General features: G+C 68.9%; 10 protein-coding genes. 6 read left to right on the top strand and 4 right to left on the bottom strand.

All coding sequences use genetic code 11. The annotated features are described in order from the left end of the window. Positions 1-115: 115 nt before the first annotated feature. Both GIY23_RS02630 and GIY23_RS02635 read left to right on the top strand, forming a co-directional pair. Positions 116-1,456, top strand: coding sequence for an MFS transporter (locus GIY23_RS02630; RefSeq protein ID WP_154075206.1), 1,341 nt, complete (start codon positions 116-118; stop codon positions 1,454-1,456). 66 nt (positions 1,457-1,522) lie between these two features. After that, the gene (locus tag GIY23_RS02635) at positions 1,523-2,917 is read left to right on the top strand and encodes an APC family permease (protein WP_154075207.1); all 1,395 of its coding nucleotides are present in this window, start codon (positions 1,523-1,525) and stop codon (positions 2,915-2,917) included. 61 nt (positions 2,918-2,978) lie between these two features. Here the strand turns inward: GIY23_RS02635 and GIY23_RS02640 are convergent, their stop codons facing one another. From GIY23_RS02640 to GIY23_RS02650, 3 genes are all read right to left on the bottom strand, one after another. Then, positions 2,979-3,593 (bottom strand): DUF305 domain-containing protein, encoded by a 615-nt coding sequence (locus tag GIY23_RS02640; RefSeq protein ID WP_154075208.1) that lies wholly within the window; start codon positions 3,591-3,593, stop codon positions 2,979-2,981. Positions 3,594-3,690: 97 nt separating this feature from the next. Beyond that, the gene (locus tag GIY23_RS02645) at positions 3,691-4,122 is read right to left on the bottom strand and encodes a hypothetical protein (protein WP_154075209.1); all 432 of its coding nucleotides are present in this window, start codon (positions 4,120-4,122) and stop codon (positions 3,691-3,693) included. Between the two features lie 85 nt (positions 4,123-4,207). Further along, positions 4,208-6,529, bottom strand: a complete 2,322-nt coding sequence (locus GIY23_RS02650) for a heavy metal translocating P-type ATPase (RefSeq protein WP_154075210.1) — start codon at positions 6,527-6,529, stop codon at positions 4,208-4,210. 251 nt (positions 6,530-6,780) lie between these two features. On the opposite strand from GIY23_RS02650, the gene GIY23_RS02655 reads away from it, so the two are divergent. Further along, positions 6,781-7,710 (top strand): aldose 1-epimerase family protein, encoded by a 930-nt coding sequence (locus tag GIY23_RS02655; RefSeq protein ID WP_154075211.1) that lies wholly within the window; start codon positions 6,781-6,783, stop codon positions 7,708-7,710. A 67-nt stretch (positions 7,711-7,777) separates the two neighbouring features. Here GIY23_RS02655 and GIY23_RS02660 read toward each other — a convergent pair whose 3' ends face one another. Further along, positions 7,778-8,923 (bottom strand): acyl-CoA dehydrogenase family protein, encoded by a 1,146-nt coding sequence (locus GIY23_RS02660; RefSeq protein WP_154075212.1) that lies wholly within the window; start codon positions 8,921-8,923, stop codon positions 7,778-7,780. Between the two features lie 472 nt (positions 8,924-9,395). Between GIY23_RS02660 and GIY23_RS02665 the strand changes: the two genes are divergently transcribed. From GIY23_RS02665 to GIY23_RS02675, 3 genes are all read left to right on the top strand, one after another. Beyond that, on the top strand, positions 9,396-10,025 hold the full coding sequence (locus tag GIY23_RS02665; RefSeq protein ID WP_228717509.1) for a TetR/AcrR family transcriptional regulator: 630 nt from the start codon (positions 9,396-9,398) through the stop codon (positions 10,023-10,025). Then, positions 10,022-10,963, top strand: coding sequence for a carbohydrate kinase family protein (locus GIY23_RS02670; protein ID WP_154075214.1), 942 nt, complete (start codon positions 10,022-10,024; stop codon positions 10,961-10,963). The genes GIY23_RS02665 and GIY23_RS02670 overlap by 4 nt, the downstream gene beginning before the upstream one ends. 475 nt (positions 10,964-11,438) lie before the next feature. Beyond that, positions 11,439-12,743 carry a citrate synthase gene (locus tag GIY23_RS02675; RefSeq protein ID WP_154075215.1) on the top strand — a complete coding sequence of 435 codons (1,305 nt, stop codon included), beginning with the start codon at positions 11,439-11,441 and terminating at the stop codon, positions 12,741-12,743. Positions 12,744-12,824 lie beyond the last annotated feature (81 nt).

Below are 12,824 nucleotides of genomic sequence, written 5' to 3' on the forward strand. Positions count from 1 at the left end.
CGAGTGACCACATCGGGTTGTGGACAACTCCGCCCCTTGTGGACAACGAGGTGGCAAATTCGCGCGAATTTGCCACCCCCCTGGGCGGGTGAGGGGCGGGGATAGAGTCCGGGGGATGGGTGTGCGCGGGCGGGAGCTGGGGGAGTCGCGCGCAGGACGCACCGCAGCTTTGGGAAGGCTGCTCAGCACGGTCTTCCTCGACACGCGGCCGCTGCGGTACCCCGCGTACCGCAGGCTGTGGATCTCGACGATCGTCACCACGGTCGGCGCCTCGCTGAGCACCGTCGCGGTGCCCACGCAGCTCTACACGATCACCGGAACGTCGGCTTACGTCGGCCTCGCGGGGTTGTTCGGGCTGATGCCGCTGCTCGTGTTCGGGCTGTGGGGCGGCGCCGTCGCGGACACTGTGGATCGGCGGAAACTCCTGCTGATCACGAACACGGGATTGGCCGCGACCGCGGTCCTGCTGTGGCTCGTCGCGGCAGCCGACGTGCGCTCGCCGTGGGTGGTGCTCGGTCTGTTCTCGCTGCAGCAGACGTTCTTCGCGGTGAACTCGCCCGCACGGATGGCCACGATCGCGCGCCTGATCCCGCTGCACCTGCTCGCGCCCGCGCAGGCGCTCGGAGCGACCGTTTTCACGTTCGGCTCGATCATGGGCCCGCTGATGGCCGGCTCGTTGCTCGCCGTCACCGGCCTGCCTGTGCTGTACCTGATCGACGCCGTCGCACTGAGCCTCGCGCTCTGGGCGATCGTGCGTCTGCCCGCGTTGCCTCCGCAGGAAGGCGCCCCGACCTCGGCGGGGCTGCGCTCGGTGATCGACGGGTTCCGGTACCTCACCCTGCACAAGGTGCTGCTGGCCTCGTTCGTCCTGGACATCATCGCCATGGTGTTCGGGATGCCCCGAGCGCTGTTCCCCGAGATGGCCGAGCGCACCTTCGGTGACCCGCCGGGAGGGGGCACCGCGCTCGGGTGGCTGTTCGCGGCGATCCCGATCGGGGCGTTCCTGCTCGGGGTCGTGTCCGGTTGGCTGCATCGCTTTCAGCGGCACGGTGTCGGAGTCACCCTCGCCGTGCTCGCCTGGGGTGTCGCCGTGGTCGCCTTCGGCATGACGGACGTGCTGTGGCTGGCCGTGCTGTTCCTCGCGATCGGCGGAGCCGCGGACCTGATCAGCATGGTCTACCGCAGCGCCATCCTGCAGGCGGCAGCCACCGATTCGATGCGCGGCCGCATGCAGGGCGTGTTCGTCGTCGTGGTGGCCGGAGGACCGAGGCTCGCCGACACGCTCCACGGCGCCGGCGGCGCCGCGCTCGGCACTCAAACCGCGGTCGCCGGCGGCGGAGTGCTCGTCGTCGTGTTCACCGTCGTCGCGGCTCTGTGCATGCCGGCCTTCTGGCGCTATCGGGCGCCGGTCGAGGAAGCCGAACCGGGACGGACGGAACCGCAACACCATCCCTGACCTGGTTCGTTCACGGTTCGGGGGGCGGTTTTAGCCCGTCCGGGTGGCCGGTGCACACTCTCCCGCATGGCGAACGAGACCACCGTGAGCCCCGACGCGTCGGGAGGCCCGGAGAACCCTGGCCTCAAGAGGGTGATGGGGCCCAAACTGCTGTTGTTCTTCGTGATCGGAGACATCCTCGGCACCACGATCTACTCGCTGACCGGCAAGGTCGCAGGCAAGGTCGGCGGCGCGCTGTGGGTGCCGTTCCTCGTCGCGTTCGTCGTGGCGTTCCTGACCGCGTTCAGTTATCTGGAACTGGTCGGCAAGTACCCGAAGGCGGGTGGCGCGCCGCTCTACGTCCACCGCGCGTTCGGGATCCACTTCCTGACCTTCCTCATCGCGTTCGCCGTGATGAGCTCGGGCATCACCTCCGCCGCGTCCGCCGCGCAGGCGTTCAGCGGCGACTACATGGAGGAAGTCATCGGCACCGGCGTGCCGTCGTGGGGCATCGCGATCGGCTTCGTCCTCCTGCTGGCCGCGATCAACCTTCGTGGCGTCAGCGAGTCGGTGAAGATGAACATCGTGCTGACGTGCATCGAACTCGGTGGTCTCGCCATCGTCATCGCGACAGGCCTGTTCGCCCTGTTCGGCGGGAGTTCGAATCCGGACGTCACGCCGGACCCGTCCCGGCTGCTGGAGTTCAACCCGGATTCCTCGCCGTTGCTGGCGATCACCTCGGCGACCGCCTTGGCGTTCTTCGCGATGGTCGGCTTCGAGGACTCGGTGAACATGGCCGAGGAGACGAAGGACCCGGCCAAGACGTTCCCGCGAGCCCTGTTGCTGGGCCTCGGCGTCACCGCCCTGATCTACCTGGTGATCGCGGTGATCACTTCGACGTTGGTGCCGACGGACGAGCTCGCCGCCTCCGACGGTCCGCTGCTGCTCGTCGTGCAGGCCGCCGCGCCGTGGTTCCCCGCCGTGCTGTTCTCGGCCATCGCGCTGTTCGCCGTCACCAACACCGCGCTGATCAACATGCTGATGGCCAGCCGTCTGCTGTACGGCATGGCGAACGAGAAGATCATCCCGAAGCAGTTCGGCTCGGTGTACCGCAAACGGCAGACTCCGTGGGTCTCCATCCTGTTCACGAGCATCATCGCGATCGCGCTGGTGAGCACGTTGGAGATCGAGAACCTGGGCAGCACGACCTCGTTGCTGTTGCTGACCGTCTTCGCCGTCGTGAACGTGGCCGTTCTGGTGCTGCGGAAGGAAAAGGTCGAGCACGAGCACTTCCGCGCCCCGACCTGGGTGCCCGTGCTCGGCGCGATCACCTGCGCGTTCTTCGCGAGTCCGTTCTCCGGGCGGCCCGCCACCGAGTACGTGATCATGGGGCTGTTGCTGGGCGTCGGTGTGTTGTTCTGGGTCGTGAACTACTTCGTCACCGGCCGCACGCGGTTCAACGCGGAATCCCTGCAGAAGTAGCCACCGTCGGCTCGGAGCCCCGCACGCTCGGTGCGGGGCTCCGAGCCGTTCCGAGCGACGCTCAGTTCTGTTCGAGCAGGTTGTTCATGGTGTCGATCTCGGCTCGCTGAGAGTCGATGATCTGCTGCGCGAGCTGCTTGGCCTCGGGGTTCTGTCCGTCGTCGAGTTCGGTCCGAGCCATCGTCACCGCGCCTTCGTGATGTTCGATCATCATGGTCAGAAACATCCGGTCGAACTGTGCGCCTTCTGCCTGGCCGAACCGTTGCATCTGGTCGGGCGACATCATGCCCATGTCACCGTGATCCATACCGTGCATGTCGGACGGCGATTCCGGCACACCCCAGTCCCGGAGCATGCCGGACATCGCCTGAATCTCCGGTCCTTGGGCGGCCTCGATCTGCCGGGCGAGGTCCTTGACCTGGTCGGACTGGGCGCGCTCGGGAGCGGGACGGGACATCTCGATCGCCTGTTCGTGGTGCGGGATCATGCCCTGAAGGAAGGCGACGTCGGCCTGGTTGTGCCCGCCTTGCTCGGCCTCCGGATTCTGGGACTGTTCGGTGTTCGGCGGAGTTGCGGGGGCCGGATTCGTGTTCTCGCCGGTGCCGCCGCATCCGGCGAGCAGCGCGGCCGCGGCGACGGCCGCCGCCGCGGAACGGAGCACGTGGGTGCGTTGCATGGTGTGTTCCTCGTCTTTCGGCATCGTGACGTGTGTTTCGGGAACTGCGTGCATGGCCGTTTCGGCTCGAAGGGTCGAAACGGCCGCACACGAGCTCTCACAGCCGAAGTACGCACAGCATCGCGAGCCTGCGGGGAACGGGTAACGCCGGCCGGAACCGGTGCAGCCCGGGGCGTCGTTCCGAACTCGCCCGGGGCAGTCGCACCCGGATTTCGCCGGTCACCGCGGAAAAGAGCAGCAGTGCGAAGCCGAGCATGATCGTCAGACACAGGTGCAGCACGTCGTGTGACGACGAGCCGTGTGTCTCGTCGCCGAGTCCGGTGGTTGCCGGGGAGGTCGTGACCTCGCCCGCTTCCACACGCACAGGCTCGTCATGTGCCCGGTGGTGCTGTGTCTGCGCGGCACTGCCTGCGGGCGAAGGCACCTCGTGCGCCTGATCGTGAAGTCCGGGCGCATGGTGCATGACCATCACGGCGAACGTAAGGAGGATCAACAGCCCCCACCGGTAGATCCCGGACGTTCGCCGCATACCGCCACCGTACAGCGACGCACGCGGGGCGGCCGCCGCGCCGACGAACCCCTTGCGAGAGTGGTCGGGTTGGTCTGCGTGGCCGCTACGCATCGATCGAGGCGGGAACGGGCCGGTCGGCCTCGACCCGCACCGGGGTCTGTGTCGTGGTGCTGCGGAACCGTCGCAGCCGCAGGCTGTTGCCGACGACGAAGACGCTGGAGAAGCCCATAGCGGCGCCGGCGATCATGGGGTTGAGCAGCCCGGCGGCGGCCAGTGGCAGCGCGGCGACGTTGTAGGCGAAGGCCCAGAACAGGTTCCCCTTGATCGTGCCCAGGGTGCGGCGGGCGAGCCGGATCGCGTCGGCGGCCACGCGCAGGTCGCCGCGCACCAAGGTCAGGTCGGAAGCCTGAATGGCCACGTCGGCGCCGGTTCCCATGGCCAGGCCGAGTTCGGCCTTGGCCAGCGCGGCGGCGTCGTTGATGCCGTCGCCGACCATGGCCACGACCCGCCCGTCGTGCTGCAGCCGGGTGACGACGTCGACCTTGTCCCTGGGCAGCACCTCCGCGATGACTTCGTCGATGCCGACCTCGGCCGCGACGCTGCGGGCCACCGACTCGTTGTCCCCGGTCAGCAGGACCGGGCTGAGGCCGAGCCCGCGCAGTTCGGCGATCGCTTCCGCCGAGGTCGGTTTGACGGTGTCGGCCACCTCCAGCACGGCGCGGGCCGCGCCCGCCCACGCCACCGCGATCGCGGTTCGGCCTTGGCGTTCAGCGTCGGTTCGGACGGCGGCGAGCTCGTCGGGCAGCGGCTGACTCCACTGCTCCAGCAATGCGGGCCGGCCCACCAACACGGCTTCGCCGTCGACCACGGCCTGCACGCCCAGCCCTTCGACGTTGGTGAACTCGTCGACCGTCGGAAGCGCCCCCAGCCGCTCGGCAGCTCCGTTCGCGATGGCCTTCGCGATCGGGTGCTCCGATGCCTGCTCGGCCGCCCCGGCCAGGCGTAGCGCCTCCGCTTCCTCGGCCCCGACGGTGTGCACTGCGACCAGTGACATCTGGCCCGTCGTGACGGTGCCGGTCTTGTCCAGCACGACCGTGTCGATCCGCCGGGTCGACTCGAGCACCTCGGGCCCCTTGAGCAGAATGCCCAGCTGGGCACCCCGGCCGGTGCCGACCATGAGCGCGGTGGGTGTGGCCAGTCCGAGCGCGCACGGGCAGGCGATGATCAGCACGGCAACGGCGGCGGTGAACGCTGCGGCCGCACCGGCACCGGCGAGCAGCCAGAAGGCCAACGCCGCGAGAGCCAACAGGATCACAGCAGGCACGAACACCGCCGAGATGCGGTCGGCCAGGCGCTGGACCGCCGCCTTGCCGTTCTGGGCGTCCTCGACGAGCTTGGCCATCTGAGCCAGCTGCGTGTCCGAACCGACACGGGTGGCACGCACCACGAGCCTGCCGCCGTCGTTGACCGTGGCACCCACGACCGAGTCCCCGACACCGACTTCGACCGGGACGGACTCCCCGGTGAGCATGCTCGCGTCGACTGCGGAGTTGCCCTCTTCGACCACGCCGTCGGTGGCGATCTTCTCGCCGGGCCGGACCACGAACCGGTCACCCTCGACGAGTTGCTCGGTGCCGATGCGCTGCTCGCGGCCGTCGCGGAACACCGCGACTTCCTTGGCGCCGAGTTCGAGCAGCGCACGCAGGGCGGCACCGGCGCGGCGCTTGGAGCGGGCCTCGAAGTAGCGGCCGGCCAACACGAACGTGGTCACTCCGGCCGCGACCTCGAGGTAGATGTTCCCGGCGCCGTCCGTCGGCCGGATGGTGAGCTCGAACGGGTGAGTCATGCCGGGCATGCCTGCGTCACCGAAGAGCAGGGCGTAGAGCGACCAGGCGAAGGCCGCCAGGGTTCCCATCGAGATCAGGGTGTCCATCGTGGCCGCGCCGTGGCGCAGGTTGGTCCACGCCGCCCGGTGGAACGGCCACGCTCCCCAGACGACCACGGGCGCCGCCAGGGTCAGCGAGATCCACTGCCAATAGGTGAACTGCAGCAACGGCAGCATCGCCATCGCGATGACCGGCACCGACAACGCCGCGGAGATGAGCACCCGGTCCCGCAGTGCCGTGGTCGGGTCCTCGGTGTCGGTGCTCGTCCCACCGTTCGGCTGGTCGGCGGAGGTCGATTGCGCTGGGAGTGCGGTGGAGTACCCGGCGGCCTCGACCTGGCCGACGAGCCGGTCGGGATCCAGCTCGGCGGGGTAGGTGACTTTGGCCTTCTCGGTGGCGAAGTTGACCGTGGCGGTGACGCCGTCCAGCTTGCCCAGCTTCCGCTCGACACGGGCCGCACACGAGGCGCAGGTCATGCCGCTGATGGCCAGCTCGACCTCGTGAGTGGGGCCGGGCTCCGTGCCGGTGACCGTGCTCATGCAGCTGCTCCTGTTGTTCGCGACACCGGATCGGTGCCTGCTGGATGGTGGCGCATGCCGTGCGGGCATACCAGGCGACTGGCGCCTCCAGGTCGGAGACTCCACATGTATACCCCTAGGGGGTAGTAGTATGTCAAATCCGAGCCCGGTCAGTGGTGTGCAGGAAAGCTGTGTGCCCGTATCGGTTCGTGCTCACGCGGTCCGAAGTGTTCTCCGGCCGATCGACGGCTCCCGATGGTTAGGGTGGGGATGTGAGCGATCGTGTCCCCACGACCGGCAGGCAGTTCGAGATCCGGCACGATGCGACCCGCGCCGTCGTCACCGAGGTCGGCGCGGCGCTGCGGGTGTTCGAAGTGGACGGTGTGCCGTACTCCGAAACCTACGCCGCCGACGACACCCCGCCCGGCGGCGCGGGTGCGGTCCTGGTGCCCTGGCCGAACCGGGTCGCCGACGGACGGTGGACGCTGGAACGCGAGCCGCAGCAGCTCGCGCTCACCGAACCCGAGCGCGGCAACGCCATCCACGGTCTGGTGCGGCACACGGCCTGGACCGTCGTCGAGCACGCTGAGTCCACAGTGGTACTCAACGCGATGGTGCCGCCGCAGCCGGGCTGGCCTGCGCCGTTGCTGACGTCGATCGGGTACCACGTCGACGCCGCAGGGCTCACCGTCACGCACACCGTGGAGAACCTTGGCGCCCGTGCCGTGCCGTTCGGCGTCGGTGTCCACCCGTACCCACGCGCGGGTCGCGCCGAGACTGACGAGTGCACGCTGCGGCTCGCCGCCGGCAGCGTCGTTCCCGTCGACCCGGAACGGTTGCTGCCCGTGCGGCCGCCTCGCGCGCTCGAAGGCTCCGAACAGGATTTCCGGTCGGGCCGTGCGATGGCGGGGGTGCTGCTGGACACCGCCTTCGGTGGCGCGACACCCCGTCCCGACGACCCGGACGGCAAGGTCCGCCACCGGCTCACGCACCCGTCCGGGCAGGGAGTCGAACTCTGGGCCGACCCGGTCTTCGGCTGGGTGCAGGTCTACACGGCCGACGACTACCCCGGCCGCGGACGGGCGGTGGCGATCGAGCCCATGACCTGCCCGCCCGACGCCCTGAACTCGGGAACCGACCTCATCGTGCTCTCCCCGGCCGAGTCCTGGATGGCCCGCTGGGGCCTGCGTCCGCTGGGCTGAGGCCCACATTCATGGGGCGAACGGCACTCTCGCCTCGTGTGGTGGGGCGAAAGTGCCGTTCGCCTCGTCACTTCGTGCGTAGGCCGCGGCCGATGAGCATGCGCTGGATCTGGTTGGTCCCTTCGAAGATCTGCAGCACCTTCGCCTCGCGCATGTAGCGCTCGGCGGGGAAGTCCCGCGTGTACCCGGCTCCGCCGAGCACCTGAACGGCGTCGGTCGTGACCTTCATGGCGGCGTCGGTGGCGACGAGCTTGGCCACGGACGCCTGCTGTCCGAAGGGGAGTCCTGCGTCGCGACGCCGGGCCGCGTCCAGGTACGTCGCCCGCGCGGAGTGCACGGCGGCGGCCATGTCGGCGAGTAGGAATTCGAGGCCCTGGAACTCGATGACGGGTTTGCCGAATTGGTGGCGTTGCTCGGCGTAGTCGACCGCGAGATCGAGTGCCGCCTGCGCGAGCCCGACCGCGCACGCGGAAATGCCGAGGCGGCCGGAGTCCAGTGCGGCCAGTGCGATCTTGAGTCCGTCTCCCTCGTTGCCGACGAGCCGTTCGCCGTCCAGGTGCGCACCGTCGAAGATCAGGTCCGTGGTGGGCGAACCGGTGAGGCCCATCTTGTGTTCCGGCGCGCCTGCGCTGAGGCCGGGCGTGGTTCCGTCGACGAGGAAGCAGCTGATGCCCAGCGGCCCGTCGTCCGAGGTGCGGGCCATCAGGGTGTAGAAGTCCGCGACACCTCCGTGGGTGATCCACGACTTCGTCCCGGTGACGGCGTAGGCGTCAGCGGTGCGCTCGGCACGGGTGCGCAGCGCGGCGGCGTCGGAGCCCGCGTGGGACTCCGAGAGCGCGTACCCGCCGAGGGTTTCGCCGCCGAGCATGGCGGGCAGCCACTTCGCGCGCTGCTCGTCGGTGCCGAAGTTCGCGAGCGGGTAGCAGGCCATGGTGTGCACGGACAGGCCCACGCCGACGGTCATCCATGCGCTGCTGATCTCCTCGAGGACCTGCAGATACACCTCGAAGGGTTGTGCGGCGCCGCCGTACTCCTCCGGGTAGGGCAGACCGAGTAGCCCGGAGGCGCCGAGGGTGCGGAACGCCTCGCGGCCGAACCGGTTGTCGGCTTCGTGGTCCGCGGCGGCCGTTGCGAGCTCGTTGCGGGCGATGTCCCTGGTGAGGGCGAGGAGATCGGTTGCTTCGGGGGTGGGAAGCAGGCGTTCGACAGGCATGGCGGTGGATGCTCCGAGTGCCGTGGGTGGTCCGTCCCGTCGGCGACGGGTACCAATGAGAGTACTGTAGGACTGGTGTCAGTACTATAGCTGTGCGGGCGCGAGTGCCACCCGAAGGTGGCAGCACCCACCTCGCCGGACGGGCACCCGTGCTGTGGCAGGCTCGATCCATGACGCTGTCGCAGGGGGAATCTGGGAACGTGGGTACGTGGTCCGGTGCCGCCGCCCCCGCTCGTGCCGCACTGCGTCGGGGTTCTCCCGAGTACCGGGTGTCCGCGGCGAGAACCTCTGCCTTGCGAGGCACGAACGGGAACGCCGGAGCTGGCCACCCTGCTCGAGCTGAACTTCCGACGCCGTGCCCTACGGGCACCACTGCCAGTTCTCCCACGTCGTGTCAGGGGGTCGCCGTGCGCTGGATTTCTGCGATCACGCCGGTCCGATGGCCGCGCCCCAGGCGCGGAGGGGGCCCACGGTGAGCCCTCGCGCGGGGACCGTCACCGAGCCCGGAGCCTCCCGACGCTCCTCCGCCGACGCCCGCCGCGCCGATCTACTCGACCGGCTTCGAGATCTGTTCCTGGCCGAAGGATTCGCTCACTTCACCCTTGACGACCTCGCCGCGCGGCTGCGCTGCTCGAAGTCCACGCTCTACACGCTCGCGGGCAGCAAGGAGCAGCTCGCCGTCCGGGTCGTCGGCCACTACTTCAAAGGCGCCACCGCCACCGTCGAACGCCGTGTCCGCAGCGTCGACGGTGCCCGGGACAAGGTCGGCGCCTACCTCGACGGTGCGGCCGCGGCGTTGCGCCCCGCCTCGCGTGCGTTCATCGAAGACATGGCGGCCAACACGGCGACCCGCGCCACCTACGAGGCGAACGCGCGTGCCGCTGCCGGCCAGATTCGTGCCTACCTCGACGAAGGCGTTCGGGAGGGCGTGTTCCGAGCGGTCCACGTCGGCCTCGTCGCCGAGATGATCGGGATGACCATCACCGGCATCCAGCGCGGCGACGTCGGCGAGCGCACCGGGCTCACCGACGCCGAAGCGTTCGCGGAGCTGTCCCGCTTCCTGCTCGGCGGACTGAGTCGTGGGCCGGGGGAGCCGACGTGATCGTCGTCGGCGGCGACGCGCTGGTGGACCTGGTTCCGGACCCCTCGACCGGTGACGGCGAGCTGGGGCCGCTGCACCCGCGCCTGGGTGGCGGTCCGTACAACGTGGCCATCGCGCTCGGCAGACTCGGTGCGCCTGCAGGGTTCTTCTCCCGGATCTCCACCGACCAGTTCGGGGACAAGCTCGTCGAACGCCTGTGCAGGTCCGATGTGGACATCCGGCTCGTCCAGCGCGGCCCGGAACCGACGACGCTCGCGGTCGTCGGCCTCGCCGAGGACGGCACCGCGCGCTACAGCTTCCACACGTGCGGCACGGCCGGGCGTGCCGTGTGCGACCCAGGCCCGCTGCCCGACGACGTGAGGGCACTGTCGTTCGGGACGTCGGCGATGGTGCTGCGGCCGGGCGCGGCGGTCTACGAGGCGTTGCTGGAGCGCGAGGCCGCCCGCGGACGGTTCATCGCGCTCGATCCCAACGTGCGGCCCGCGCTGATCGACGACCCTGCACGGTGTCGCGAGCGGTTCCGCGAGTGGTTGCCGTCGATCGGGTTGCTGAAGCTCTCGATCGAGGATGCCACATGGCTGGTGGACGACCCCACGGCCGATCTCGTCGAGGCCTTGCGCGAGTGGTCTTCGGAGGGCCCGGCGGCCGTGGTGCTCACCAGGGGAGCGTGCGGGATGTCGGTACTTACCGGCGACGGCGACTTCGTCGACGTCCCCGCCCGTCCAGCCCAGGTGGTGGACACGATCGGTGCGGGCGACACGGTGCAGGCGGCCCTGTTGGCCTGGCTCGACCGCCACGGGTTGCTGTCCACGGCGGCGGTGCGCAGGCTGGGGGCCGAACAGTGGCGGGCAGCGCTGACCCATGCGGCGGCCGCCGCCGCGATCACCGTCGCGCGGCCGGGCGCGGAACCCCCCTTCCTCGCCGAGGTGCCCGGTTGAGGATCACTGGCGCGGTGGGAGAGAAACGCCACCGGAAATTGCCGTGGAGATCTCCTTCGAGCATTTTTTCGTCCGGCACGAATTGACTCCGGGGCGAGCCGGATGCGGTGACGTGGCTTCGGCCACGCATCCGGATTCGATCGATTGATCGATTGCGGACAGCGGTGACACAGCGTGGCAGTGCCTCCGCAGGGTGGTTGCACTGCCGCGCAGACCGGCTACGTGACGTGAAAATCGTGCGGGTTCGGGGCGGTGGGAGATGTGATCGTGGTCCCACCTGCGTATCGGGGATAACACGATTGCTGCGCGATCGGGGGAAAGCGGTCTAGCGTGACATCTGACAGGACCCCAACGGGGCGGTGCTGCGACGGCACGGACACCTCCGACCGTCGTGCGCGATTCGAACGCACCCCACCTGAACGCGTTCGGGATCGCCCAGACGGTGCTGCCCCCGACGAGCGCGAGAGGTTCCCGAATGCCCGACGACGCGACCGCCAAACGTACCGTCGCGCTGCGCTACGACGGCGGCGAGCACGAAATGGACGTGGCTGTGCCCACCGAGGGTGCGCCCGGCGTGGACCTCGGCAAGCTGATGGCTCAGACCAATTTGGTGACGCTCGACCCGGGCTTCGTCAACACGGCGGCTTGCAAGTCCGACATCGCCTACATCGACGGAGACGCCGGCATCCTCCGCTACCGGGGGTACCCGATCGAGGAGCTGGCGTCGCAGTCCAACTTCATGGAGGTCAGCTACCTGCTGATCTACGGTGAGTTGCCCACCCAGCAGCAGTACGACGAGTTCGCGGGACGGATCCGCCGCCACACGCTGCTGCACGAGGACCTCAAGCAGTTCTTCGACGGTTTCCCCCGCGACGCGCACCCCATGCCGGTGCTCTCGTCCGCGGTCTCGGCGCTGTCGACCTTCTATCAGGACAGCCTCGACCCGTCCGACTCCACGCAGGTCGAACTCTCCACGGTCCGGCTGCTGGCGAAGCTGCCCACCATCGCGGCCTACGCCTACAAGAAGTCCGTTGGCCAGCCGTTCCTCTACCCGGACAACTCGCTCGGGCTGGTCGAGAACTTCCTGCGCATGACCTTCGGGTTCCCCGCAGAGCCCTACGACGTCGATCCGGCACTGTCCCGCGCACTGGATCTGCTGTTCATCCTGCACGCCGACCACGAGCAGAACTGCTCCACCTCGACGGTCCGGATGGTCGGCTCCTCCGAGGCGAACCTGTTCGCCAGCGTCTCGGCGGGCATCAACGCCCTGTTCGGTCCCCTCCACGGCGGCGCGAACAGCGCGGTGCTGGAGATGCTCGAAGGGATCCAGGCCAACGGCGGCGACGTCGACGACTTCGTCAACCGGGTCAAGAACAAGGAGCCCGGCGTCAAGCTCATGGGCTTCGGGCACCGGGTGTACAAGAACTACGACCCCCGCGCGGCCATCATCAAGAAGACCGCCGACGAGGTGCTCAGCAAGCTCGGCGCCAACGACCCGCTGCTCGACATCGCGCTCAAGCTCGAAGAGAAGGCGCTGGCCGACGACTACTTCGTGGAGCGCAAGCTCTACCCGAACGTCGACTTCTACACCGGCCTGATCTACAAGGCGATGGGCTTCCCGACGAAGTACTTCACCGTCCTGTTCGCGCTCGGCAGGCTGCCCGGCTGGATCGCGCACTGGCGGGAGATGCTCGACGACCCGGCCCGCAAGATCAGCCGTCCGCGGCAGGTGTACACGGGCTACCCCGAGCGGGCCTACACGCCCATCGGGAACCGCTGAATCCTTCTCGTGAACGATTGTCTCGGGGTGCGCAGTCCTTGCGAGGGCCCGCACCCCGAGAGGGCCTTGTGAACCTGGGGT

Origin of the sequence: Allosaccharopolyspora coralli, assembly GCF_009664835.1 — a bacterium.
In the GTDB taxonomy this organism is placed as follows: Bacteria; Actinomycetota; Actinomycetes; order Mycobacteriales; family Pseudonocardiaceae; genus Allosaccharopolyspora; species Allosaccharopolyspora coralli.

What these genes read in the sequence shown, in the direction of transcription:
- GIY23_RS02630 (WP_154075206.1), top strand. Translation starts at nt 116, where the DNA reads ATGGGTGTGCGCGGGCGGGAGCTGGGGGAGTCGCGCGCAGGACGCACC.
- GIY23_RS02635 (WP_154075207.1), top strand. Translation starts at nt 1,523, where the DNA reads ATGGCGAACGAGACCACCGTGAGCCCCGACGCGTCGGGAGGCCCGGAG.
- GIY23_RS02640 (WP_154075208.1), bottom strand. Translation starts at nt 3,593, where the DNA reads ATGCAACGCACCCACGTGCTCCGTTCCGCGGCGGCGGCCGTCGCCGCG.
- GIY23_RS02645 (WP_154075209.1), bottom strand. Translation starts at nt 4,122, where the DNA reads ATGCGGCGAACGTCCGGGATCTACCGGTGGGGGCTGTTGATCCTCCTT.
- GIY23_RS02650 (WP_154075210.1), bottom strand. Translation starts at nt 6,529, where the DNA reads ATGAGCACGGTCACCGGCACGGAGCCCGGCCCCACTCACGAGGTCGAG.
- GIY23_RS02660 (WP_154075212.1), bottom strand. Translation starts at nt 8,923, where the DNA reads ATGCCTGTCGAACGCCTGCTTCCCACCCCCGAAGCAACCGATCTCCTC.
- GIY23_RS02675 (WP_154075215.1), top strand. Translation starts at nt 11,439, where the DNA reads ATGCCCGACGACGCGACCGCCAAACGTACCGTCGCGCTGCGCTACGAC.